The sequence below is a fragment of the Dehalococcoidia bacterium genome (assembly GCA_025054935.1).
In the GTDB taxonomy this organism is placed as follows: Bacteria; Chloroflexota; Dehalococcoidia; order SpSt-223; family SpSt-223; genus JANWZD01.
Map to the genome: position 1 here is coordinate 154,844 of JANWZD010000005.1, position 24,127 is coordinate 178,970.

General features: G+C 66.7%; 26 protein-coding genes. 16 read left to right on the plus strand and 10 right to left on the minus strand.

The window, feature by feature from the left end; translation table 11 throughout:
* Positions 1–8: 8 nt before the first annotated feature.
* From NZ773_08045 to lpdA, 4 genes are all read left to right on the plus strand, one after another.
* Positions 9–1,298 (plus strand): hypothetical protein, encoded by a 1,290-nt coding sequence (locus tag NZ773_08045; protein ID MCS6801875.1) that lies wholly within the window; start codon positions 9–11, stop codon positions 1,296–1,298.
* Between the two features lie 94 nt (positions 1,299–1,392).
* Positions 1,393–3,192 carry a glycosyltransferase family 39 protein gene (locus NZ773_08050; GenBank protein MCS6801876.1) on the plus strand — a complete coding sequence of 600 codons (1,800 nt, stop codon included), beginning with the start codon at positions 1,393–1,395 and terminating at the stop codon, positions 3,190–3,192.
* A 169-nt stretch (positions 3,193–3,361) separates the two neighbouring features.
* Entirely contained in the window at positions 3,362–3,736 is a 375-nt protein-coding gene (locus NZ773_08055; GenBank protein ID MCS6801877.1) for a hypothetical protein, read from the plus strand.
* Positions 3,737–3,890: 154 nt separating this feature from the next.
* Positions 3,891–5,288, plus strand: coding sequence for a dihydrolipoyl dehydrogenase (lpdA, locus tag NZ773_08060; protein ID MCS6801878.1), 1,398 nt, complete (start codon positions 3,891–3,893; stop codon positions 5,286–5,288).
* Positions 5,289–5,372: 84 nt separating this feature from the next.
* Here the strand turns inward: lpdA and NZ773_08065 are convergent, their stop codons facing one another.
* Genes NZ773_08065 through dnaJ form a run of 5 tightly spaced genes read right to left on the minus strand, consistent with a single transcriptional unit; the run spans position 5,373 to position 10,167 of the window.
* The gene (locus NZ773_08065; protein MCS6801879.1) at positions 5,373–6,608 is read right to left on the minus strand and encodes an MFS transporter; all 1,236 of its coding nucleotides are present in this window, start codon (positions 6,606–6,608) and stop codon (positions 5,373–5,375) included.
* 58 nt (positions 6,609–6,666) lie between these two features.
* Positions 6,667–7,449, minus strand: a complete 783-nt coding sequence (locus NZ773_08070) for a 16S rRNA (uracil(1498)-N(3))-methyltransferase (GenBank protein MCS6801880.1) — start codon at positions 7,447–7,449, stop codon at positions 6,667–6,669.
* The gene (locus NZ773_08075) at positions 7,409–8,050 is read right to left on the minus strand and encodes a cytidylate kinase-like family protein (GenBank protein MCS6801881.1); all 642 of its coding nucleotides are present in this window, start codon (positions 8,048–8,050) and stop codon (positions 7,409–7,411) included. The genes NZ773_08070 and NZ773_08075 overlap by 41 nt, the downstream gene beginning before the upstream one ends.
* Positions 8,051–8,068: 18 nt before the next feature.
* A complete protein-coding gene (gene prmA, locus NZ773_08080; GenBank protein MCS6801882.1) occupies positions 8,069–8,998 on the minus strand; it encodes a 50S ribosomal protein L11 methyltransferase in 930 nt (309 codons plus the stop codon).
* A gap of 56 nt (positions 8,999–9,054) precedes the next feature.
* Positions 9,055–10,167, minus strand: a complete 1,113-nt coding sequence (gene dnaJ / locus NZ773_08085) for a molecular chaperone DnaJ (protein ID MCS6801883.1) — start codon at positions 10,165–10,167, stop codon at positions 9,055–9,057.
* A gap of 165 nt (positions 10,168–10,332) precedes the next feature.
* Here dnaJ and NZ773_08090 point away from each other — a divergent pair, with 165 nt between their 5' ends.
* From NZ773_08090 to NZ773_08100, 3 genes are read left to right on the plus strand one after another with little or no spacing between them, the layout of a single operon-like run.
* On the plus strand, positions 10,333–11,334 hold the full coding sequence (locus tag NZ773_08090) for a glycosyltransferase (protein ID MCS6801884.1): 1,002 nt from the start codon (positions 10,333–10,335) through the stop codon (positions 11,332–11,334).
* Positions 11,312–12,547: a glycosyltransferase family 4 protein gene (locus NZ773_08095; protein ID MCS6801885.1), complete on the plus strand. Its 1,236-nt coding sequence runs from the start codon at positions 11,312–11,314 to the stop codon at positions 12,545–12,547. Before NZ773_08090 ends, NZ773_08095 begins: the two co-directional genes overlap by 23 nt.
* Positions 12,548–12,567: 20 nt before the next feature.
* The gene (locus NZ773_08100; GenBank protein MCS6801886.1) at positions 12,568–12,843 is read left to right on the plus strand and encodes an N-acetyltransferase; all 276 of its coding nucleotides are present in this window, start codon (positions 12,568–12,570) and stop codon (positions 12,841–12,843) included.
* Here NZ773_08100 and accD read toward each other — a convergent pair.
* The 4 genes from accD to NZ773_08120 all read right to left on the minus strand — a co-directional run bounded on the left by accD (position 12,840) and on the right by NZ773_08120 (position 14,949).
* Positions 12,840–13,667 carry an acetyl-CoA carboxylase, carboxyltransferase subunit beta gene (gene accD / locus NZ773_08105; protein MCS6801887.1) on the minus strand — a complete coding sequence of 276 codons (828 nt, stop codon included), beginning with the start codon at positions 13,665–13,667 and terminating at the stop codon, positions 12,840–12,842. The genes NZ773_08100 and accD overlap by 4 nt on opposite strands.
* A gap of 15 nt (positions 13,668–13,682) precedes the next feature.
* Positions 13,683–13,952, minus strand: coding sequence for a DUF2007 domain-containing protein (locus NZ773_08110; protein ID MCS6801888.1), 270 nt, complete (start codon positions 13,950–13,952; stop codon positions 13,683–13,685).
* A gap of 119 nt (positions 13,953–14,071) precedes the next feature.
* Positions 14,072–14,338: an Rdx family protein gene (locus tag NZ773_08115; protein MCS6801889.1), complete on the minus strand. Its 267-nt coding sequence runs from the start codon at positions 14,336–14,338 to the stop codon at positions 14,072–14,074.
* Positions 14,339–14,340: 2 nt separating this feature from the next.
* Positions 14,341–14,949: a thioredoxin family protein gene (locus NZ773_08120; GenBank protein ID MCS6801890.1), complete on the minus strand. Its 609-nt coding sequence runs from the start codon at positions 14,947–14,949 to the stop codon at positions 14,341–14,343.
* A gap of 122 nt (positions 14,950–15,071) precedes the next feature.
* On the opposite strand from NZ773_08120, the gene NZ773_08125 reads away from it, so the two are divergent.
* Entirely contained in the window at positions 15,072–15,986 is a 915-nt protein-coding gene (locus NZ773_08125; protein MCS6801891.1) for a hypothetical protein, read from the plus strand.
* A 95-nt stretch (positions 15,987–16,081) separates the two neighbouring features.
* On the opposite strand, the gene NZ773_08130 is transcribed toward NZ773_08125, so the two are convergent.
* Positions 16,082–16,246, minus strand: coding sequence for a hypothetical protein (locus NZ773_08130; GenBank protein ID MCS6801892.1), 165 nt, complete (start codon positions 16,244–16,246; stop codon positions 16,082–16,084).
* A gap of 678 nt (positions 16,247–16,924) precedes the next feature.
* Here NZ773_08130 and nhaA point away from each other — a divergent pair.
* Genes nhaA through mnhG form a run of 8 tightly spaced genes read left to right on the plus strand, consistent with a single transcriptional unit; the run spans position 16,925 to position 24,118 of the window.
* On the plus strand, positions 16,925–18,268 hold the full coding sequence (nhaA, locus tag NZ773_08135) for a Na+/H+ antiporter NhaA (GenBank protein ID MCS6801893.1): 1,344 nt from the start codon (positions 16,925–16,927) through the stop codon (positions 18,266–18,268).
* A 39-nt stretch (positions 18,269–18,307) separates the two neighbouring features.
* Entirely contained in the window at positions 18,308–20,623 is a 2,316-nt protein-coding gene (locus NZ773_08140) for a putative monovalent cation/H+ antiporter subunit A (GenBank protein MCS6801894.1), read from the plus strand.
* Complete coding sequence (locus tag NZ773_08145) at positions 20,620–21,033, plus strand: Na+/H+ antiporter subunit B (protein MCS6801895.1); 414 nt, start codon at positions 20,620–20,622, stop codon at positions 21,031–21,033. The genes NZ773_08140 and NZ773_08145 overlap by 4 nt, the downstream gene beginning before the upstream one ends.
* A 1-nt stretch (position 21,034) precedes the next feature.
* Positions 21,035–21,415: an NADH-quinone oxidoreductase subunit K gene (locus tag NZ773_08150; protein MCS6801896.1), complete on the plus strand. Its 381-nt coding sequence runs from the start codon at positions 21,035–21,037 to the stop codon at positions 21,413–21,415.
* Positions 21,416–21,422: 7 nt separating this feature from the next.
* Positions 21,423–22,928 carry a Na+/H+ antiporter subunit D gene (locus NZ773_08155; GenBank protein MCS6801897.1) on the plus strand — a complete coding sequence of 502 codons (1,506 nt, stop codon included), beginning with the start codon at positions 21,423–21,425 and terminating at the stop codon, positions 22,926–22,928.
* A 1-nt stretch (position 22,929) separates the two neighbouring features.
* Positions 22,930–23,403, plus strand: a complete 474-nt coding sequence (locus tag NZ773_08160) for a Na+/H+ antiporter subunit E (protein MCS6801898.1) — start codon at positions 22,930–22,932, stop codon at positions 23,401–23,403.
* Positions 23,400–23,687 carry a monovalent cation/H+ antiporter complex subunit F gene (locus tag NZ773_08165; protein MCS6801899.1) on the plus strand — a complete coding sequence of 96 codons (288 nt, stop codon included), beginning with the start codon at positions 23,400–23,402 and terminating at the stop codon, positions 23,685–23,687. Before NZ773_08160 ends, NZ773_08165 begins: the two co-directional genes overlap by 4 nt.
* Entirely contained in the window at positions 23,684–24,118 is a 435-nt protein-coding gene (mnhG, locus tag NZ773_08170; GenBank protein MCS6801900.1) for a monovalent cation/H(+) antiporter subunit G, read from the plus strand. The genes NZ773_08165 and mnhG overlap by 4 nt, the downstream gene beginning before the upstream one ends.
* Positions 24,119–24,127 lie beyond the last annotated feature (9 nt).

A 24,127-nucleotide genomic window follows, 5' to 3' on the forward strand; every position in this document is an offset into this window, starting at 1 on the left:
AAGGAAGAATGCGCCCCGGCCGCGGTCTCCTGTTAGGCCTGCTCGCTGCAGGCGTCGTGCTGGGCCTAGGGTATCGCTGGATGGGCTCGCGAGCGTACGCGGACGCGGTAGCCCTCCAGCTGGCAGACCGCTGCGCTGAGGCGATCCCGCGGTTTCAGCAGGTCGTAGACCTGTACGATGATTTCTCAGATCTGACCCAAGCGGCGAGGCAGCAGATCGATCTTTGCGAGCAACTCGTGCGCGCTGATACTGCGCGGGCCGCTGCGCGCTGGCGAGACGCCGTCCGCGGCTATCAAGCGGCGGCGCGCGCGGCAGCCGGTCAGCCATTCGAAGCCGTTCTCCTCAGGCGACTGGCGGACATTCAGCCGGAATACCGCAGTGCGGCGGAGAAAGCGTACGCGGATGCGGTGGCGGTCCAGTTAGCGGGCCGTTGCCTCGATTCTTTCTCCCTCTTCCAGACGGTCATAGAGTTGTACAACGACTTCTCGGACCTGACCCAATCAGCGAGGCAGCAGATCGATATCTGCGCCCAAGTAGTGCGCGCAGACAATGCGCGGAATAGCGGGCGCTGGCAAGAGGCCGTCCGCGGCTACCAGGCGGCGGCGCGCGCCGCCGCCGGTCAGCCAGCTGAGGTTGTCCCGCTCGGCCGGCTCGCGGATCTCCAAGCTATCGCGATTGCCGACTCCACCACCCTCGACGCCTGTCGAGGGATCGGCATTTTGGACGCGTTTCGCGCCGAAGGGGTCTCGCTCTCGCGTCAAGCGCAGGCAGCGATCCCGACCGCGATCTTCCAGTGCGGGCGAGCAAGCGACAACGCGAACAACTATCGTCTAGCAGCTGACATGTATGCGCGGCTGCTTACGGATTATCCTTCCCATCCCAATGCTCGGGAGGCGCGCCGGCTTCGCGCCGATGCAGAAGTCAACGACGCTTTCAGCAAGTCCACGCCCCGGCATTCATCGCTTCAACCGAGCGGGCCTGGCCGCGCCGGGGTCGTGACGCTGGAGATCGTGAATGACTCCCCTGAACCCCTCGAATTCTTCTTCAGCGGCCCGACCTCCGATGTCATCGTCCTGGGGCCATGCCCGACCTGCCAAACGTACCCTTTGTTTGGGCCGTTGTACTGCCCAAACCGCGGGCCTCGGCAGATCATCACCCTGCCGCCTGGGACATACCGCGTGCTTGCACGAAGCCGTGGCGGGACGAGTGTGACCTCCCACCACGCTGTCTGGGATCTCGCGAGCGGCATGTGGTACACAAACTGCTACGTCATCAACGTCTGGAGATTCGGGGGCTGAGATTTGAGCACCCGCTGACCGGCTCGGTATCATCGGGCGGGGGGGCACCCTCCTAGCAGCGCGCCTCCCAGCATCAGAGACTGGCACATCCGCGATGGACCTCTTCTCACCGCTGCGGCCGTTCGGCCTGCTGCTTCGGGAGCGGGCGCGCCGGCTCGAGGTGCCCTTTCCGCGCGCCGTTCGCCGCTGGCTTTTCATCGGCGGGTTGACCCTCGCCGGGCTCGCCGCGCTCTGGCCGGTGCTCGTGCGCGCCGCGCGCGTTCCCACCCTCGCCGACGCCGTCATCTGGCTGGCCGGGCTGCTCACGGTCGCTGCGCTCCTCGGCGCCGCCGATCTCCATCAGGGGCATCGCAGGCCAGCTGCTCCCACAGAACGCTGGCTGCTCACGGCCGGTCTCGTCGCGCTGCCGATGGCGCTTGCTGCACTCCTCACCTTCCCGACGCTCGCCGACCCGTATTTCTCGGCGATCGGCGACGAGTATGCCTTCTGGGAGTTCGCCCGCGCCTTGGCCCGAGGCGCGCCGCATGATCCGTTCACGCAGGCCGGGGTCTATGGCAACCATCCCGTGCTCTCGTCCTACCTCATGGCCGGCACGATGCGGCTGCTGGGGCCAGAGCAAGTGGGCTGGCGGGCCGCCTCGGCGTTGTCGCATGTCGTGGCGGCGGGCGCGCTGACCGCGCTCGGCATGCTGGCGTTCAACCGCTTCGCCGGTCTCGTCGCTGGGGTCGGCCTTGCTGCCGCACACCCGCTCCTCGCCTATGCCCACACCGGCTACAACAACATCCAATCGGTGCCGCTGACGATCCTCGCGCTCGTCTTCGGCGTGGCAAGCCGCCGGTTCGGCAGCCTCGCCTGCGCCTTTGTCGGCGGCGTCTTCGCCGGCGCAGGCTGGTACACCTTTTATACCTCGCGCGTCGCGGTCGTCGCGCTTCTTGCCCTCCTGCTCCTCCAGCCTGGTCGCGGGCGCCGCATGGGACAGATTTTCGTCGCGCTTGCCGGGTTTGCGCTTGCTGTCCTCCCGCTTGTTGTCGCAAGCCGGGAACAGGTGATCCTCAAGATGCTCGCCGAGAGCGCTGCTGCGCCTGCCGCAGGAGCGACCACCGCCGCTGCCGTCCTCGCGCGCCTGCTGACGCTCACCGCCCAGGCAATCCGGGCGCCTTGGGCGGGGGACCGCACAAGCCATTACATCTCCGGTCCCCTTCTCGACCCCGTGAGCGGCGTGGTCGTCGCTGCCGGGGCGATCCTCGGCGTGCTGCTGGTTCGGCGGGCGCCGTGGCGCTGGCTGTGGGTGTGGTATGGGCTGGCACTTCTCGCCGGCGGCGCCACCTCGCAATACGACCACCTGCCAAACTCGCGCTCATTCTTCTTCCTGCCGCCCCTGCTCCTTATCGGCGGGCTGGCAGCCGGGAAGGCGTGGGAGCGCGTTTGCCGCACGCGCTGGACGGCAGTGGCCTTCAGTGCGTTTGCCCTCGTCCTTGGGGTCGTCGTCGTCGCGCTCAATCTCTCCCGACTTCACGTCGAGACGCCGCGGGTGCTTCCCCTGTCGGCAGAAGCGGTGGCGGCAATGACGAGCGAGCGTCATCGTTGTCGTGAGGCACCGGCGGGGCCGCTTTTCCTCGCCGACCATCCGGAGCCGGTCTTCGAGAAACTGGTCGCTGCCTCTGGCTGGACGGAGCGGGTCGAGATCAGGAAGATGCCATCGTCGCTCAGTGCGCGCGACTTGGCGACCGGCCGCTGCATCATCGCCTTCGGAAGTGCTGCCGTCGCAGAACTGCAGCGGCTCGCCGCGGAGACAGGCCGGATAGATCAGCTTGTCTGGGCGACGGACGGTCCGGGAAACCGCCGGGCCGTGCTGTTGCGCCGGACGGCGGATGACCGTTCGCCGCCGCGCTAGGCCGCCAGTCGGTCGACTGGCTCGTTGCTGCTCGTCGGGGCGGCCGGCAGCGGGCCGCCGGTTCGATGCGCTCCTTCTCTTCGCTCCGAGCGGCGGAACCGGCTGCGGGTTGTCAGGTTGGTCACTTGCATTTCATAATTCCAGCGCGGGCGTCAGAGGAACCACAACTATGCCGCGCGTCGCTCTGCTTGTCATTGCTGCTGCTTGGCTGCTGGTCGCCTCGTCAACAGCCGCAGCTCAGCCAGTCCGCTTTGTCGCGCTCGAGCCGGCAGTTGGAACGCTTGACACGGTGTTCACCGTCACCGGCACCGGTTTCTTGCCCGGAGAAGCGGCGATCCATCGCTTCACGAGCCCCGATGGCCTCGTCTTTTCCCCCGCTGACGACCTCGCAGCGCTCCATCTCGCGGATGAGCAGGGAGTGTTCCAGTTTCAGTTCGTTCCGCTCCACGACTTTGTGGCGCCGTCTCCCGGGCAATGGACACTGACCGTCTGTCTCACCGACCGGCGCACCTGCGCCACGCTTGAGTTCACGCTCACGGGCTGAGCGCGCTGCTTGGGCAGCGGTTCCGCTCGGCGATCTCCTGGCCTCCCGTCGGCGGGGCGCTCCGGCAGCATCGTGACGGGTATGCCTCGTGGTCAGCTCGACTGCCGCAACTGCGCTACCATCTGGGCAGACCCGAGAAGGAGCGAACACCGCAATGGCAACGACCTATGACGTGGTAGTGCTCGGCGCAGGGCCGGGCGGCTATGTGGCGGCAATCCGCGCTGCCCAGCTTGGCCTCAAGACGGCGATCGTCGAGAAACAATGGTGGGGCGGCGTTTGCCTCGCCGTTGGGTGCATCCCTTCGAAGTCGCTGCTCCACAATGCGTATCTCACCCACCTTATGACGCATCGCGCCGCCGAATTCGGCTTCACCTTTGAAGGATTGAAGGCGGACTATGCTGTTGCCTTCAAACGAAGCCGCGACGTCGCCGAAGGGCGGATGAAGGGCGTCAACTTCCTGATGCGCAAGAACAAGATCGACCAGTATCACGGTTGGGGCACCTTCCAGGGGCCAACCACCCTGACCGTTGCGCTGAATGAGGGAGGCGAGCAGCGGCTCGAAGCGAAGAATGTCATCATCGCCACGGGCGCAGTTGCCCGGCTGCTGCCGGGGACCAAGACGGGCCGGCGCGTTATCACCTACCTCGAGCAGATCCTGAGCGATCGTGTCCCGAAGGACATCGTCATCATCGGGGCGGGCGCGATCGGCGTCGAGTTTGCCTATGTCCTGAATGCCTACGGGACAAAGGTGACCCTCCTAGAATACCTGCCCTCGATCGTCCCGCTCGAGGACGAAGACGTGTCGAAAGAGCTCGACCGGCAGTACCGACGACTTGGCATTCGGGTTATCACGGGCGCGCGCGTTGTTTCGGTGGAGGAAACCGAGGACGAGGCGATCGTCGTCTACGAGAAGGACGGCAAGGAAGAGCGCCTGACAGCGGAATACGCAATGCAGGCGGTCGGCTGGGCGCCGCGCGAGGATACCTATGGCCTCGCGACCACGGGCGTCGCCCTGAATGCGCGCGGCTGGATCGAGGTCGACAGCCGGATGGCGACGAATGTTCCCGGCGTTTACGCGATCGGCGATGCGACGGGGATCCTGCAGCTGGCGCACGTTGCGAGCGCGCAAGGGATCATCGCTGCCGAAGCGATTGCTGGACGGCCGACGAAAGCGCTCGATTATGTCATGATGCCGCGCTGCACCTACTGCCAGCCCCAAATCGCCAGTTTCGGCTATACCGAGAAACAGGCGCGGGAACACGGCTTCGACGTGAAAGTGGCGAAGTTCCCGTGGGTTGCTAACGGCAAAGCGAATGGGCTGGGGGAAACGGCAGGGTTCCTGAAGCTGGTCACCGATGCCAAATACGGCGAGATCCTCGGCGCGCACCTGATCGGCCCCGAGGTGACCGAGCTCCTGCCGGAGTTGACGCTTGCTCAGCAGTTCGAGATGACTGCGGCGGAGATCGGCCACAATGTCCACGCGCACCCGACGCTCAGCGAGGCATTGATGGACCTCGCTCATGTCGCGGAGGGCATGCCGATCAATCTCTGAGCCCTCGCTCGCGCCAGCCTCCCGCAGCGAGGAGGCGCCGGGGGCGGCGCTGCAGCCCCCCTTCGCTGCCGGACAGGACGGCCGTCAGTATCTGCTCGCGTGCTGTGCCGCCGCCGCGGCTGCTGCCGAGCGGGCAATGGAGCGCGTGAGCGCGGCTCCTGCTGCCAAGGCAGCAGCGAACAGCGCCGAAGCGAGGAGAAAAAGCAGCCGCAGGTCGTAGGTTGCGACGAGGGCAGCGAGGACTGGCCCCAAGAACATCCCTGTGTTGCGGGGGAAGGGCGCGAGGCTGATCAGCGCGGCGCGGTTATCCGCCGGCGCATGGAGCGCGAGCGTCGCATTGAGCGGGCTCATCGTGCTTGAGGCGGGGATGTTGCGGAGCAGCAGAAGCGTGACGAGCGCAAGGGGGCCGTTCAGGAGGAATAGGAGCACGTGGATCCCCACTAACGCGCCGAGGCCGAGCAGGGCGAAGCGGTCATGGCCGTGGCGATCGCCCAGAAATCCGATCAGCGGCGTGACCAGCACTGTCGTCAGGCCGGCGGAGCCGAGGACAAGCCCGATCATCCGCGCCAGCGCGTCTCCCTCGTAATACTGACTGAGGAAGACCGGAATATACGGCTGGACCGCCGTCATCCCAATCAGCATCAGGAACATCGTCAAGAAGGTCCAGCGCATCGCCGGCAAGCGCACAGCTTGGCGGAAGGTCAGCTTGAGATGCGCGCCGAGGCTCTCGCGGCGTGCGGCGCGCTGCGGGTCGCGGATGCCGACAATGAGGATGAGCGCCGACAGCGTGACGAGCACAGCATCGATCGCGAAGAGCCCGCGGAGCCCGACGAGCGGAATAAGCAAAGAGCCAACAAGCGGGCCGAGACTTTGGCCGAGCGGCACTGCAGCCTGGATGATGCTGATCGCGAAGCCGACGCGATGCGTCGGCGTCACCTGCGCGAGCACGGCCATCAGCACGGCGATATTCCCATACGTGAGGCCGAGCAGGAGCGCCGCGCCGAAGAAGTGGGGGAGGGTGGCGGCGAAGACCATGCCGAGATAAACCACGAGTTCAAAAACCTGTGCGCGGACGATGATCAGCTTCGGGCTGTAGCGCTCGGCCCACACCCCCCAGAACGGCGCGAGGCAGAGGGCGATGGCGAGCGGAATGCCGGCGACAAGCCCCGTCCACAGCTTCACCTCGGCCGAGCTCAGCTGCAGTTCGGTCGCGAGGTAGAGCGGGACGAACGCGCCGACGTGGCTGAAGGTCAGCACCTCGAGCAGCAGCGCGACCGTCAGGACGACGAGCACGCGCCGCCAATCCTGCTGGGAAGACATGGTGCGGATTAAACCACGAAACGGGCGCGGAGAGCGGCGGTTCGTATACGGAGGCGGCTCACCCGCCGAGGTCGCCGAGCTCGTAGAGGATCACGCTCGCCGCGACCACGCCGGCGGTCTCGGCCCGGAGAATGCGCGGACCGAGCGAGACGGGGATCGCGCCATGTTCGAGAGCGAGGGCGATTTCGTCCTCGCGGAAGCCGCCTTCGGGCCCGATGAACAAGTTGACGGCGAACACCTTGCGGCCGGCCAGCGCAGCGCGAATGCTGCGGCGCTCCTCTCCTTCCCACGGGATCAGCGTGAGGCCGGCCGCTTGCGAGAGAGCCGACTTGAAGTCGACAACGGGATGCAGGCGCGGCAGCCGGCCGCGGCGGGCCTGCTCTGCCGCTTCTTGAATGATGCGGCTCCAGCGGGCGTAACGGTCTGCCGCGCTCTCCGCGGGAACGATGGCGCGGGCGGTCGTAATCGGCACAAAGGCAGCCACCCCCACCTCGGTGCACTTCTGCAGCACGTATTCGAACTTGCTCCCCTTGAGCAAGCCCTGAAAGAGGACGATCTTGGTGCGCGGCTCACCGCTCGCCAGCTTCTTGCCGCGCACTGAGCCGGTTGCGCTCTGCCGATCGACGGTCTCGAGCTGAACCGTGTACTCCCAGCCGGAGTCGTCGAGCACGATCACGTGGTCGCCGGGCGCAAGGCGCAAGACATCGCGCAGCTGGCGGGTTGTGAGGGCGTCGAAGGTGACGGTGTTGCCAGCGAAAGCGCTTGCGGGGAGAAAGAAGCGATGGAGCGTGATCGGCGTCCTACCGGCAGAGCTGGTCGACCGCCTGCGCGCCGCGGACAATCATGTCCACCGCCGCATCTTGGCCGACCCGGCCCAAATTCACGATCAAATCGTAGTGACGCGTATCAACCCAGTCGATCCCGTACTGGGTCTGGAAGAAGGCGCGCCAATCGCGGTCGTGCTGCAGCACCACTTTTTCGGCGGTCTTGCGGTCGAGCCCCTCGTCCAGCATCACTTTCTGGATCCGGTAGGAGAGGGGAGCGACGAGAAAGACGCGAAAAACCCGCGGATGATCTTTCAGCACCACCTGAGCGCCGTGGCCGAGGATCACACAGTCGCCTCGCGCCGCCACCTCGCGAATGAACTCATCGATCAGCTTGCGATACTGTTCGTGGGTCGGAGGAGGAGCGGGGGGCATTCCCGCCATCGACCACGACAGCAGGTCGTCCATCGGATAGCGCGCGAGCAGTTCGGCCATCCGCGTGAGGAGACTCGGCGTCTTGGTCGCTTCGCGAAGCGTCTCTTCTGAGACCCCGGCGCGAACTGCGACGGCGTTCGTAATCTCACGGTCGAGTAACGGAAGGTTGAGGCGATCGGCTACCACCCGCGCCACTTCGTCGCCGCCGCTGCCATATCCCCGCTGGACGGTAATCACCGCCATCCGACCTCCTGCCCACGATCATTCTCCCGGTCGCGTCGCTCTCGCGCTCACAGTATCGCGCACTGCCTCAGTGAGCCTCCAGTCGGCCTCGCCGCTGCTCCCTGTGACGTGAAAGCCTGCCGCTGCCAGGGCGAGCGCAACCGCTATCTCCCGGTCGTCGAGAAAGCCGCTGACGAGCAGCCGCCCGCCCGGACGGGTAACGCGGGCCAACTCGGAAGCGATCGCAAGGATCACGTTGGCGCTGATGTTCGCTACGACGACGTCGAACGCCGCCTCGGACGCCGCTTCGACTGTCCCCTCTATCACCGTCACCGACCCGGCGACGCCGTTGGCAGCGATATTGGCGGTCGCCGCGCGGACAGCGACGGGGTCGATATCGATCGCAAGCACCTCAGCTGCGCCAAGCTTTGCCGCCGCAATGGCGAGGATCCCCGACCCGGTTCCGAGGTCGAGCAGGCGGTCTCCGGGCCGCACCACGCGCTCAAGGGCGGCGAGGCAGAGGCGCGTCGTCGGGTGCAAGCCGGTACCAAAGGCCATACCGGGGTCCAATTCGATGACGACGTCGGCTGCGGCCGGCGTGTAGTCACGCCACGACGGCCGAATGACCAGCCGCTCCCCGACCCGATGGACGACGAAATGCTCCTTCCAGGCCTCAGCCCATTCGGTGTCGTCGACTTCTCGGACTTGCAGGGGACAGATTGGTCGCAGCTGCGCCAAGTGCCAGAGTGCCCGCTCGATGCGCTTGCGCTTGGCGCCGACGCCGCGGACCGCGGGAAGGTAGGTGCGGAGCCGAACCGGACGCGCAGGGTCGGCTTCCCATCCGCCCCACTCGCTGGTCGGCGTGATCGCTTCGTCGATGATGACGGCGCCGCCTGCCGCGCTGAAGACCGCCGCCACGGGCTCGACCGCTTCGCGATCGACCTCCGCTATCAGTTCCAACCAGCGCACCGCGCCTCCTCATCGCGCGTTGCCGGGATCAGGGCGGCCTGTCGGGCTGGAAAGAGCTACCCGCCGCTGATCGCGTCCTTCAGTTTGCTGAAAAAGCTCCGCTCTTCTTGATGGTGTTGGGTGCCGGTGCCGAACGTCTTCGCGAGCTCGCGGAACAGCTCCTTTTGGTAATCGGACAGATTGGTCGGGGTGACAACCCGGATCTTGACAAGCTGGTCGCCGCGGCCGCCGCCGCGGAGATAGGGCACCCCTTTCTCCTTTAAAGTGTAGATCCGGCCGGTCTGGGTGCCAGGGGCGATCTTCAGCTTGTAGGTGCCGTCCACCGTCGGCACGTCGACCTCATCGCCCAAGGCTGCCTGAGCAAAGTTGATCGGCAGCTCATACAAGATGTCATAGTCGCGCCGCTTGAAGAAAGGATGCTCGCGGACGTTGATGACAATGTACAGGTCACCGTTTGGACCGCCGCGCTGCCCTGCTTCACCCTTGCCCGGGAGGCGGAGTTCGCGGCCGTCGTCGATGCCGGCCGGAATGTCGACTTCGAGCTTCTCGCTCTTCCGCTCACGGCCGCTTCCCCGGCACACGCGGCACGGCTTGACAATGACCCGGCCTTCGCCGTTGCAGCGGCCGCAAGGAGCGACATTGACAAAATGGCCGAAGATGCTCTGCTGGACGCGGCGCACTTGACCGCTACCGTTGCAGTTGGTGCAGCGCTCCGGCGGAGTGTCCGGGTCAGACCCGATCCCGCCGCAGGTGGCACACGTTTCTGTGCGGACGATCTCGATGATCTTCCGGGTCCCAAACACCGCTTCTTCGAAGTCGATCGTCAGGTCATAGCGCAGGTTCGCGCCGCGGCGCGGCCCTCGTCTCGCCTGCTGAGCGCCTCCGAAGAACGTTTCGAAGATATCGCCGAAGCCACCAAATCCGTTGAAGGGATCAAACGCCCCCGTCGCCTCCGCCGTCCCGTAGCGATCGTAGGCAGCACGCTTCTGGCTGTTGCTCAGCACCTCGTAGGCCTCGTTCACTTCTTTGAACTTAGCCTCGGCATCGGGAGAGGGGTTCCGATCCGGGTGGTACTGGAACGCCAGCCGGCGAAACGCTTTCTTGATCTCCTCTTCAGTTGCGTCTCGGCGTACGCCGAGCACCTCGTAGTAATCGCGCTTGGTGGGCATTCGGACGTTCCTTGCCCAACTGTGGGAAAGTGGTGACAGGTATACCCACTTTTCAGTGTATGGGAGTGACCCGCGCCGGGCAAGAAAGAGTTCTGTTAGAGTTCCATTTGCTCGGCGAGTGCGCTCCAGGTGCTCCTATTTCGCTCTCGGAGGGGGTGTCGAGCAGTGTCCTTCCCGATCGCTTCTGATGCGGCGGAGGCGCCGCCGGCGATGTCGGTCGTCCTCCTCGTCGACCGTCGCCGGGAACGCGGGGCGCGCGCCCTTGGTTCCTTGCTTCGTCAGACCGTTATCGATCGTCTCGAAATCGTGCTCCTCGACTTCGGCGGGCCGCGCATTCCGCCGCTTCCCGGCTCCGAGCATCCGCGCGTCCGGACGATCCGCTTGCGGCGCGGACTGCCCTACGGAGTTGCCAAGCTGATCGGCTTCCGGGCGGCGCGCGCGCCGCTCGTCGCCTTCACCGAGGAGCACTGCCTCTATTCAGCGCAATGGGCGGAGGCGCTTCTTGCGGAGTTTGCTGACAGTCGCGTCGGCGCCGTCAGCGGCGAGATGCACAATGCCACGCCCGGGCGCGGCATGTCGGATGCCATTGCGATCGCGATCGCAGGGCCGTGGGCGGCGCCGGCTCGTCCGGGCCCTGCCCGAGCGCTCTCCTCGAACAACGCTGTCTATCGGCGCGCCGTGCTCGAGCGGCGGGCCGCCGACCTCGACCGTCTGCTCCGCGCCGAGCCGCTGCTTCTGGCTTGGCTTCGTGCTGAAGGCTATCACCTCCGTATCATCCCTGGAGCAAAATACGCCCACGAATTCGAGGCGGTGCTGAGCGACTATCTGGTACCTCGCTTTCTCCACGATCGGGTCACTGTCGCGACGCGGGCAGAGATGGAAGCGTGGGGGCAGGGACGGCGCCTCCTCTTCGTGGCAATCACGCTCCCCTGGCTGGCGGCGCGCTTGGTCTGGAAGCCGCTTCGGCTGGCGCGCCGACCAGGGGTCGGCTGGCGCGTCGTGCCGGCCATCCCCGCCATCGTTGTGGGCGAGGCGGCGGCGCTGGCGGGGATGGCGGTCGGCGCACTGCGCGGACTGGGGCGCGCTGATATCACGCTGCTGGACTACGACTTGAATGCCCGGCGCAGCGTCATCGAGCGGCAGGTTGGTCCTCGTCCTTTCCTTTGACTATGGCTCGCCGAGCGGCGGTGCCATTATCGCCGAGCAGATCAGCCGCCGCCTCGCCGCTGACTTCACTCTGCGGGTAATCCGCTTCTGCGACGAGCGCCGTCCCGGTGAATTGCCGTGGGCGCGCTTCGCGGACACGCAGTCCCGCCAGTTCGTCCGTCACGGCATTCCTGTGACCCAGCTCGGCCCGGCGGCGCCGCTTGCGCCGCTGCTGCGCGCGCTCACGCGCGCAAGCCGCGCCGCGCCGCCGCTGCGGCTCCCGCTAAGCGCGCTGTTCTATGCCGTGCATCGCGCTGCGCTCCGCCGCGAGATTGCCGCCGCTGACCTCGTCCATCTCTATTACGGCGGGCTTCCTTTTGCAGCGTGGCGCATTGCTCGGCTTGCAGCGGGGAATGGGGTGCCAGTTGTGCTCACGCCCTTTCTCCATCTCGAACGGCAGGGCCGGACGGTGAGCATGCCGCTTCGGCTTGGCAGTGTGCTCTTGCCCGTCCTGTGCCGCGAGGCAGCTGCAGTCATTGCCATGACCGAGGTTGAGCGCCGCTGGCTGATCGACCGCGGGGTGGCGCCGGCGCGCTGCTTCGTCGCGCCCGGCGCGCCGTCTCTCGACCCGGCTCATGAAGCCGATCCCGACCGTTTCCGAGCGACCTCCGGTCTCGGCGGGGATCCGATCGTGCTGTTCCTCGGCCGCCTTAGCCGCGCCAAAGGAGCCGAACGGCTGCTGCGCGCCGCCCCGCTCGTCTGGCGCGTTGCGCCGCAGACACGCTTCGTCTTCATCGGCCCCCTAGTCGAGCAGGAGGTCGATCCGCGGCGGTTCACGGACCCGCGGCTTTGCTTTCTCAAGGCCATGGGCGCCGAGAAGGCCGACGCGCTCGCGGCGTGCTCGCTCCTCTGCGTCCCCTCCGAGGCGGAGAGCCTTGGCCTCGTCTACCTCGAAGCGTGGGCGTTCGCGAAGCCGGTTGTCGCGCTCCGGCTGCCCGTTCTCGAGACGGTCATCAACGATGGCGAGGATGGGCTGCTCGTCGACCCGGCGCCCGAGGCGATCGCCCGGGCGATTGTGACGCTGCTTGCCGCACCGGAGACAGCAAAGCGGCTCGGGCTGGCCGGTCGGGCGAAGGTCCAGCGAAACTTTGTCTGGGAGCGGTCGGCGGCGCAGGTCGCTGCCGCCTATCGCCACGCGCTCGGCGGCGCAGCGCTTGACCGCGCCCGAGACTGAGCCTGTGCAGGAGGCGCGCTATGGAGATCCGTCATGAGCCGGAACAGCAGCGCTTCGTCGCCGTTCTTCCCGCCGGGGAGGCCGAATTGCGCTATGTCGACCGCGGAGACGGGGTGCTCGATTTCGTCTCTACCTTCACGCCGCCTGCTGAGCGCGGCAAGGGCGTCGCCGCTCGGCTGGTCGCTGCGGCGGTCGCGTACGCGCGCGAACGCGGGCTGCGTGTCGTCGCAAGCTGCTGGTACGCGCGCGATTGGCTCGCGGCCCATCCGGAGGAGAGCGCCGCCGTGCGCCCTTAGGGGGTGAAGAGACTGAGGATCTTCCCGAGCGTGTCGGGCAGGTCCTTGCGCGGGACGACGAGGTCGATCATGCCGTGTTCGAGCAGGAACTCGGCGGTCTGAAAGCCGGGGGGAAGCCGCTGGCGGGTCACCTGCTCGATGACGCGCGGTCCGGCAAAGCCGATGAGAGCACCCGGCTCGGCGATGGTGATGTCGCCGAGGCTGGCAAAGCTGGCGGTGACGCCGCCAGTCGTCGGGTCGGTCAGGACGGCAATGTAGGGGACGCGCGCCTCTCCCAGCCGGCTGAGGCTGGCAGCGGTTTTTGCCATCTGCATCAGGGAGATGGCCCCCTCGTACATCCGGGCGCCGCCCGAGGCGCTGACGACAACTAAGGGCCAGCGCCGGCGCAGTGCCTCCTCGACGGACCGCGTGACTTTCTCCCCGACAACCGACCCCATTGAGCCGCCGAGGAAGCCGAAGTCGAGAACCGCCAACACGACTGGATGCCCTCGGATCGCGCCGCCGCCGCAAACGGCCGCCTCGACCAAGCCGGTGACGCGCTGGGTCTCTTCGAGCTTCGCGAGGTAGGTCTGGCTCTCGGTCTTGAAGCCGAGCGGGTCAGTCGGCGCGAGGTCGGCAAACCATTCCTCGAAATGCCCCCGGTCGACCAGCTGAGCGATCCGCTCGCGGGCGCTCAGCCGAAAGTGGTACCCGCACTTGACGCACACTTTCAGGTTGTCTTCGAGCTCGCGGACGTAGTTCAGTTCCCGACAGCGCAGGCAGCGCACCCAGAGCGTTTCCGATGGCCCGCGCGTCCCGCGGCCGGCCGAGAACGACTTGCGCAGCCGGTCCACGTCGCCCTAGTCGTCCGGCTCCTCGCCGGCGCGGTCGTCATCGTCGTCGCGCTGCCAGTCCGCCTCGGCCTCTTGGAATTCCTGCAGGAGCTGCCGCGCCACCGGCGCCTGCTCGACCGGCACCATCAAGCGGACCGGGATGGCCGAGACGCCGAGAAACGAGACGGCGTCTTCCGGCTCGAGCATGGCGACGACCCCCTCTTCTTCAAGCATCGCCTTCAGCATTTCGCCGATGGTTTGGTCGGGGGCGGTGATGACGTGCTCCCAGCCTTCCACTGCAGTTCCTCAGCGCGAGCGTCGCGCAATTCTACAGCACCTGCCGGCGCGGAGCCGCAGCGGCGGCCGCATACTCTCGCCGGCACCCAGCTTTTGGCAGCCGTGTCGCGGACGCCTGGTTAGTCTGCCGCGCTCGCAGCGAGCTTGGCGCGCACCGCTGCCGCGATCGTTTCGGGGTCCGGGAACCCTCCCTCGCGATACATTGAATGGACCAGCTCGCCGCCGACGGTGACGTCGAAGCTTCCGTCCTGCCAGGGGATGATCTCGATCGACGACAGCTGGTCGCGGAACTCCAGCATCAGATGGTTCGCGAGCGCAATCGTATACGGCTCATAGCCGCATTCAGCACAGTAGACGATCTGCACCTTGACCGGTTTTGGTGCCATTGCTACACCTTCTGCGCAAACGCCTGTTCGACGATCGCCCGCAGTTCGGCGATGACATCGCGGTTGTCGAGGTCGCGCCACTGTTCGCGCGCGTTCGCCATTTCCTGCATCAGCTTGACGCGGATCTCCTCCGGCAGCTCGGCGATCGACCGGTCGGGCGGGCCGAACTCGGGGTTCTTCCGGTACAGCTCCTCTCGAAATTGCCTCCGCCGGGCGGTCGCGCTCGCGGGGCGTTCGATGAAGAGCCCGACTTGGTTGAACGCTTCGTCGAAGAAGACGAACGTCGGGATCGAGCGGAACTTCCCTTGGTAGAGCCACTGATCCATCAGGTCAAGGTTCTGATCGCGCAGGAAGATGCGGAGGTTCAGCTTGCCGCTTTCGCGGGCGAGCCGCCCGAGGATCGGCAGGTTGTCGATCACGTCGCCGCACCAATCTTCTGCGAGGACGAGCACGTTCAGGGGCTTCGGCAGCCGCTTAAACGCCTCGAGGTCCTCGGCCGCAATCTGGACGCCGGCCTCGTTCTGCTCCAGCCGCTCGCGATTGCGGGTCATCTGCGCCTTAAATTCCTCATAGGTCATGCCCTGGGCAAACCGCTCGGGGGTGACGGTCATTGGGAGCTCCTCAGGGGCGAACCGAGCTGCGATCTCGGCCGAATTCGATGGAGTTTTATCACAGGGGCGGAAGAGCGACAAACGCAAGCGCTGCGGTGGTCAGACCGCGCTGAAGGAGGGCTATGACAACCGTTTCATTCTCGCAGCCGTGGGTCGCGGCGGTCGTCCATGCGCCGCTGGTCGGGGTCCAGTCGGATGAAAGCGCCAAGGAGACCCAGCGCCGCAACGCGCACCGGATCGCAGCGCAGATCGATCGGATCGTTCAGACCTGGGAGCCGTCGCCTCGCCTGCTCGTCTACCCGGTGCTCTGCTTGACCAGCCCGCGCCGGAGTGCCGCCGGCGTCCGCATGGAGACCGTTGCGGTCGAGCTGCCAGGCGAGGAGTTTCAGCCGATCCTCGATGCCTGCCGGCGGAACAACTGCTATTTCGTCTCCAGCACCCAAGAGCGGACGAGCAAGCTCCCCGGGCGCTACTTCCACACCGGCTTCATGCTCGGGCCGAACGGGCTTGTCCTGCGCTCGCCGAAAGCGCAAGCGTTCAGCGCTCCTGAAACCACGGCCTTGCGCGACATGATCGAAGAGTACGAAGCCGCCTTCGGCGCGGGGTCGGTGCTTCCAGTGGCGACGACCGAACTTGGGACGGTCGGCTGCCTTGTCGAAGCGGAGATCGCTGTTCCCGAGGCGGCGCGGCTCCTCCGCGCGAAAGGGGCCGACCTGATTGTTCACCCGACAGTCGAGCAGGCGAGCGGCCCAGCCCGCCCCCCGATGCAGGCGCTCAAGCAGGCAGTCGCTTTTGCCGCCGGTGTCTATCTGCTGTCGGCGGCCGCATCGCGCATCGTCGGCTATCCGGACGAAGCTCCCACCCTCGGCGCATACTCGATGATCGTTGGGCCGGACGGCGCGATCGAGGCGTCGGTCGGTCCGCGCGACGGCATCGCGACGGCGATGATCGACCCAGATCGGCTCGCGGAGGCGCGCCGCCGAGCCGAGCGCTCCACCACGCCGGCGACGGCCCTCTACCGCGAGGTGTATCGCTAGGGCGAGCCCTTGCTCAGCGGACGAGATCGCCGGCGGCAGGCGCGACAGGCGGCGGCACGTCGCATGTCGACCCTGCTGGCCGGCAAACCGCTCTGCTATCCAGCCGACGACTGCCGGCCGGCGACTTTGGCACTCTTGTTGTGCGCAGCTCCGTCGAGCCGAAGGCTGGTCAGCAGCGAGGCGGCGGCGCACCAGCGGGCCTGCAGGGCGGCCGTTGTGTTCGGCAGAACTCCCCGGTCGGCGAGGCTCTGGATGATCATGACCGGCGGGCTGGGCGGCAGCGGCGTCTGGGCGAGCAGCGCGCGCCGCTAGGCAGGGTCGGTGGCGGGGGCGACGCGGAAGAACGCCTCGCCGAACCGTTCGCGCGCGCGGCCGATCATGCCGGCGGCCGCCAGACACTGCTGAGCGGGCGACGGGTATGTCGACAGTCCGGTCGTGGTCAGCAGCGGCGCGACCGGGAGATCGGGGCAGACAGTCGTCTAGGCGGCGACGACGTCGCGCCCGATCACCCAAGCGGGCGCGTTGTTCCATGGCCGGCCCGCGAGGGGAAGAAACTCGGCGGCGGGCGCCGCGGCCGCGACGGCGAGCAGCAACAGCTTGGGGGCGAGCTGGCTCGCGAGAGCGCCGGTCCAGAGCGCGCTGTGGCCGACGGCCCAGCAGGAACTTGCGTTTGCATTGGCGCTCGCTGCGCCGACAACATCCTGCGCCTCAGACCGCCGATCACGGAGAGCGACCTGCTTTCCTCATCACAGGATCGGCAGGGTGTGATAGACTGATAAACAGCAGAGCCAAAAGACGGGGCGCTCGTCACCCGCTATCCGGCGAGCAGGAGGAGACGGCCAACGCCGTCTCTTCGTGTGTTGGGCGCGGGACGGCTCTCTCCGTAAGGTTCGAGGTCGGTGGCGATGAGCGGCGCAGCGCACACTCGAGAACAGCGCTTGATCAGCGTCGAGCCGTCACGCTTTGCTCGCCGGGTTGGGATCCCCGTTCAGCGATTTATCTCGACCGAGGCGGCGAGCGGCGCGATCCTAATGACGGCGGTGATCGCCGCGCTGCTCTGGGCGAATTCGCCCTGGGCGGCGAGCTACCACGCGCTCTGGGCAGCGCCGGTCGCTGTCACGGTCGGCAGCCTCGCGATTGACAAGCCGCTCCTGCTCTGGGTGAACGATGGGCTGATGGCGATCTTCTTCTTTGTCGTCGGCCTCGAGATCAAGCGCGAGCTGCTGCACGGCGAGCTGTCGTCACCGCGGGCGGCGGCGCTGCCGATTGCGGCGGCCATTGGCGGCATGATCGCGCCGGCGGTTATTTATGTCGCGATTAACGGGTTCGGCGAGACCGCGCGCGGCTGGGCGGTTCCGATGGCGACCGACATCGCGCTTGCGCTCGGCGTGCTGGCGCTGCTCGGCCGGCGGGCGCCAACCGAACTGCGGGTCTTCCTGCTCGCGCTGGCGATCGTCGACGACCTCGGCGCGATCGCTGTCATCGCCCTCTTCTACACCGAAGCGCTGTCGCTGCAGGCGCTGCTGGTCGCGGCGGGGCTGTTCGGGCTGATCGCGCTGGGGGTGCGCGCTGGGATGCGGTCGACGTTCGTCTATCTGGTCTTGGCGGTGGTGTTCTGGGTCGCGATTCTGAAGTCGGGCGTCCATGCCACCATCGCCGGGGTGCTGCTGGCGATGGTGGTCCCGGCTTCGGCGAAGATTGCGCCCGACCGCCTCGCAGAGGCGATCGGCGCCGTGCTCGATCGGCTGGAGAAACCGGCCGGCGAGCCGAAGGAGGCGATCGGCACGGTGGGTCGGCTGCTCCCGCTCGCCGAAGCGCCGCTTGAGCGCCTCGAACGGCTGCTCCATCCGTGGGTCAGCTATCTCGTCGTGCCGATCTTCGCGCTGGCGAATGCCGGCGTGGTTATCTCCGGCGAGGCGCTGACCGACGCTGCAACGAGCACCATCACCCTCGGCGTGGCGGCGGGGCTGCTGCTCGGCAAACCGCTCGGCATTCTCGGTGCAAGCGCGATCATGGTCCGGCTTGGGCTAGCGGTGCTGCCCCATCGGGTTCGGTGGGTGCAGCTCGCCGGGGCTGGGGTGCTGGCCGGGATCGGGTTCACCGTCGCGCTCTTCATCGACGAACTCGCCTTCGTTCTGCCGGAGCAAGAAGACCTTGGGAAAGTCGGCATCCTCGCCGCCTCAGTCGTGGCGGGCATTGCCGGCTATCTCCTGCTGCGCCTGACAACCGCGTCTCCTCCCCGCAGGAGCGCGGTGGAGCCAATCGTGCCGGCCAAATCGTAGTGCCGAGCGTACGAGCGGACGAAGATCGATGCCGTTGCGTTGACAGAGCCATCCACCATGCTCGCTGCCGTCCTCGCTCTCGCCATTCTTGCCGGCGGCGCGCCGTGGCTGCGCCGCTTCGCGGGTTCCGCGGCGCTGCCGCTGCTGGCGCTCTTCCCCGCCGGGCTGACGGTCTGGCTGCTGAACCGGCTCGAGGCTGTCGCCGACGGCGGCCGTATCGTTGAAGCGACACCGTGGGCGCCGAACCTCGGCCTCTGGCTGTCGTTTTCCCTCGACGGGCTGAGCCTCCTCTTCGCGCTCCTGATCAGCGGCATCGGCGCGCTCATTGTCCTGTACACCGGCGGCTACTTGGCGGGAAACCCCCGCATTGGCCGCTTCACCGCGTTCTTGCTCGCCTTTATGGCGTCGATGCTCGGGGTCGTGCTCGCCGACAATGTCATCCTGCTCTACGTCTTCTGGGAGCTGACGAGCCTGACGTCGTTTCTGCTGATCGGGTTCGAGCACGAGAAAGCCGAGACGCGCGCCGCTGCCTGGCAGGCCCTGCTGGTGACGGGCGCCGGCGGCCTCAGCTTGCTGGCGGGGCTTGTTCTCCTTGGGCTGGTCGCCGGAACCTTCGAACTTTCGGCGCTGCTCGCTGCCGGCGACCGTGTTGCGGCCAGCCCTGCTGCGCCCGCGATCGTGACGCTCGTCCTGCTGGGGGCGTTCACTAAGTCGGCGCAGTTCCCGTTTCACTTCTGGCTGCCGAATGCGATGGCGGCGCCGACACCGGTCAGCGCCTATCTCCATTCGGCGACGATGGTGAAGGCCGGCGTCTACCTGATCGCGCGCTTGAGCCCCGTGCTGGGCGGCGTGCCCGGCTGGAGCGAGGCGGTCACGGTCGTCGGTGCTCTCACAATGCTCGTCGGCGCGACACTCGCGCTCGCACAGACCGACCTGAAACGCCTCCTCGCCTATTCGACGGTGAGCGTCCTCGGCACGCTGACAATGCTGCTTGGGCTGGGCACCCCGCTCGCGGCAAAAGCGGCTGTCAGCTTTCTCCTTGCTCATGCGCTGTACAAGGCGGCGCTCTTTCTGGCGGCGGGAACGCTCGACCATGAGACGGGCACGCGTGATGTGACCCAGCTCAGCGGCCTCGCGCGGAAGCTGCCGATCACGGCGACGGCGGCGATCCTCGCTGGGGCATCGATGGCGGGGCTGCCGCCGTTCCTCGGTTTTCTCGGCAAGGAGACGCTGCTCGACGCCGCTGCGGCAGCGGGGAATGTCGCGCTGACCGCGACGGTGCTGGTTGCCTCAACATTCCTTGTCGCGGTGGCGGGGATTACGGCGCTGACGCCCTTTGTTGGCCAGCCGCAGCCGACACCGAAGGCGGCGCATGAAGGCGCGATCAGCCTCTGGCTCGGGCCGCTCGTCCTCGCGCTGCTCGGGCTGGTGATCGGCCTCGCGCCGGCGCTGGTGGCTGCGCCGCTGCTCGCGCCGGCGGCGAGCGCGGTGCGGGGCGAGACGGTGGCGGTCGACCTGAAGCTCTGGCCCGGCTTCACGCTCGTCCTCGCCCTGAGCGGCGCTGTCCTTGCGGCGGGGGCGCTCCTCTTCTGGCGGCAGGCGCAGCTCCGCGGGCTGCTCGCTCGCGGCGCGCCGCTGGCGCGCCTCGGCCCCGGCCGCTGGTATGACGAGGCGGTCAGCGCCCTGAACGCCGTCGCCAGCTGGCAGACGCGGCTGCTGCAGAACGGCTATCTGCGGCGCTATCTGGTGGTCGTCATGCTGACGGCGGTCCTGCTGAGCGGGACAGTGCTCCTCGGCCGGGGCGCGCTTCCGCAGCCGAACTTCGCGATCCCCGACGAGCGGCTGTTTATGGTCGGCGTGCTGGCGCTGATCGTGGCAGCGTCCGGGGCGACCACGATCGCGCAGTCGCGCCTTGCGGCGGTGGCGAGCCTTGGCGTCGCCGGCTTCGGGATCGCGCTCGTCTATGTGCTCTTCGGCGCGCCCGACCTCGCCATGACGCAGATCTTGGTCGATATTCTGACCGTCGTCCTGTTCATTCTCGTCTTCTATCACCTGCCGCGGCTGCCGCGCCCGGCGCGGCTGCAGAGCCGGCTGCGCGACGCTGTGGTCGCGCTTTCGGCCGGCGCGCTCGTGACGGTCCTAATCTGGGCGGCGAATGCCGGGCCGCATCCCGGCACGCTCGCTACGTTCTACAGCGAGAACAGCTACGACGCCGGCCGCGGCCGCAATGTGGTCAATGTCATCCTCGTCGACTTCCGAGCGTTCGACACGCTCGGCGAGATCGTCGTTCTCGGCGTGGCGGCGTTTGGGGTTTACGCTCTGCTGAAGCTGCGCGTCCGGGAGGGGCGCGAATGACCTCCCTCATCCTCCAGACAGCGGCGCGCTTTCTGTTGACCTTGATGCTGCTGTTTTCGGTCTTTCTCCTCCTGCGTGGCCACGACCTTCCCGGGGGCGGGTTTATCGGCGGGCTGGTGGCTGCCGCCGCGTTCGCGCTCTACGCCTTCGCTTTTGATGTCGAGGCGGCGCGGCGCGCGCTCTCGGTCTCGCCGCAGCTGCTGATTGCGGCCGGCCTGCTCGTTGCCCTGCTGAGCGGCACGACGGCGATGCCGGAAGGGATGGCGTACCTCACGCCGCGCTGGATTGAGACGGTGCTGCCCGCCGTCGGCGCGGTCAAGGTCGGCACGCCGCTCCTCTTTGACCTTGGGGTCTACCTCGTCGTTATTGGCGTTGTGCTGCTGATCACCTTCAGTCTCGCGGAGGAGTAGCATGGAGTCGTATGTGGCGATTGTCGCCGGCGCGCTCTTCGCTGCCGGAATCTACTTGCTTCTCCAGCGGACGCTCGCGCAGCTCATCCTCGGTCTCGCGCTGATCAGCAACGGCGCCAATCTGGCGATCTTCACCGCTGCCGGCTTGCGGTGGGGGGAGCCGCCCCTCATCCCCGAGGGGGCGACCCGCTTGGCCGGCCCCGCGGCCGACCCGGTGCCGCAGGCGCTCATCCTGACGGCAATCGTCATCGGGTTCGGCACGCTCGCTTTCACTACCGCGCTCGTCCATCGCGTCCATCAGACCGTCGGCACCGACAATCTCGATGACATGCGCGCCACCGACCTGCTCGACCCGTCGTCTGGCGCGACGGACAAGTCGTGAGGGGGGCATGAACCAGCTTGTCGTGCTGCCCCTGCTCGTCTCGCTGCTGACGGCGGTGCTCTGTCTCCTCTCCTCGCGGTCGCGGGTGGCGCAGCGTCGGATTGCGATGGCGGGCGGCGCAGTGCTGCTGGCGGTCTCCCTTGGGCTGCTGCTGGCTGTCTGGACGGAGGGGATCCTCGTGGTTGCGATCGGCAGCTGGCCGGCCCCCTTCGGCATCGTGCTGGTTGCCGACCTGTTGAGCGCGATTATGGTGGCGATCACCGGTATCACCGGCGCGACGGTCCTTGTCTATTCGCTCCTGACCATCGACCGGCGGCGCCAGACCTTCGGCTACTACCCGGTCTACTTCGTCCTTCTCGGCGGGATCTGCGGCGCCTTTCTGACCGGCGACTTGTTCAACCTGTTCGTCTGGTTCGAGGTGATGCTGATCGCCTCCTACGTTCTGCTGGCGCTGGGCGGGGAGCGCGCTCAATTGGAAGGTTCGATCAAATATGTCACGCTCAACTTGATCGCATCATTCCTCTTCTTGACGGCGGTCGGCGTGCTCTATGGGACGGTCGGCACGCTGAACATGGCCGACCTTGCCATTCAATTGAACACTATCGCGCCGCCAGCGCTCGTCACCAGCCTTGCGATGCTCTTCCTGGTGGCGTTCGGCATCAAGGCGGCGATCTTTCCTCTCTTCTTTTGGCTTCCCGCCTCCTACCACACGCCGCCGGTCGCCGTCTCCGCAATTTTCGCCGGCATGCTGACGAAGGTCGGCGTCTACGCGCTCATTCGCGTCTTCACGCTGCTCTTCACCGCCGATACCGCAGTAACGCACACGCTCATCCTCGTTATCGCTGCTCTAACGATGATCACGGGGGTGTTGGGCGCAGTAGCGCAGTATGAGCTGCGGCGCGTCCTGTCGTTCCATATCATCAGCCAGATTGGCTACATGATCATGGGGCTCGGGCTGTTCACGCCGCTCGGTCTGGCAGGGTCGATCTTCTACATCATCCATCACATCATCGTGAAGACAAACCTCTTCCTCATCGGAGGGATCGCGGCGCGCGTGGTGGGGGCAGAGGACCTTCGTCGGATGGGCAGTCTCGTGACGTGGTTTCCTCTCCTTGCCGGGCTGTTTTTGATCCCGGCACTCTCGCTTGGCGGCGTCCCTCCCTTTTCGGGGTTCTTTGCCAAGCTGGCACTGGTCCAAGCTGGGCTGGCAGCCGGCCAGTACGTGGTCGTCGGCATCTCGCTCGCTACCGGCCTGCTGACCCTCTATTCGATGATCAAGATCTGGAACGAAGCGTTCTGGAAGCCGGCGCCGCCGGGCGCCGACGGCGAGCCGCCTCGTGAGCCGACGAAACGGATCATCGCGCTGCGGCCTTTGCTCGGGCCGGTAGTGACGCTCGCTGCGCTTACGGTTCTTATTGGCGTGCTCGCGGGGCCCGTGTTTGCGCTCGCTGAGGAAGCAGCCGACCAGCTCCTTGCCCGCGAGCGCTACATCGAAGCCGTGCTGGGGAGGTGAGATGCGCGGCCTGCTGATCAACATCTTTCTTGCCGCCAGCTGGGCAGCTGTGTCGGGGCGGCTCGACCTGCTCAACCTGAGCGTGGGATTTGCTCTCGGCTTCGTCATCCTGCTGTTCACGCACCATGTTGTCGGCGCCACCAGCTATATCCGGCGGGTCCGCAGCGTGCTCGAGCTCGCCGCGTTCTTTCTCGTCCAACTCGTTGCCGCGAACTTCCGCGTCGCCTATGAGGTGCTGACGCCAAACTATCGGGCGCGTCCGGGGATCCTGGCGATCCCCCTCGATGCCAAGAGCGATGTCGAAATCACCGTGCTCGCCAATCTGATCAGTCTCACCCCCGGCACGCTCAGCCTCGACCTCTCCGACGACCGATCGACCCTGTTTATCCATACGATGTACATCGACGACGTCGAAAAGACCCGGCGCGACATTAAGAACGGCTTCGAACGGCGGGTGATCGAGGTGTTCCGATGATGGTGGAAGGCCCGTTTTGGTTTCCAGCGGTTCTCTCCCTCGTTGTCGCGACGCTCGGGGTTGGGCTGGTGCTCAGCTTCCTGCGGGTGCTGATCGGTCCCCGGCCGGCTGACCGAGTGGTCGGCCTCGACCTAATCGCGTCGATCGTCGTCGCCGCGATCGCCGTCTTCGCGGTCGCGAGCGGCGACCGCGTCTATCTGGACGTGGCGATCGTGCTGGCGCTGATTGCTTTTCTCGGCACGATCGCCTTTGCCAGCTATCTCGTCAAGGCGCGGCTGCGATGAAAGACCTCGTCGTTTTGGCTTTGCTCCTCCTCGGCGCAGCGCTCTTGCTGCTCGCTGCGCTCGGTGTGCTCCGGATGCCGGATGTGTTCATGCGGATGTCGGCGGCGACGAAAGCGTCCTCGCTCGGCGCGGGATTGGTGGTGCTGGCGGTCGCGCTCTACTTCGGCGATCTCGCGACGGTGACGCGCGCGCTGGCAGTGATCGCGTTTCTCTTCCTGACGGTGCCGGTCGCTTCTCACTTGATCGGCCGGGCGGCCTATATCGATGGCGCGCCGTTGTGGGAGCGAACGGTTGTCGATGAGCTGGCTGGCCACTACGAGCGTGCTCTCGAAGAGCGTGGCGGTCAGCCGACTGCGCTCTTCCCGCGACGCCCGCCTGCCTCTGCCCGCGCTGTTCCGTCGCTGCTGCGTGACCGCGAGGCGCCGGATTAAGCGGCTGCT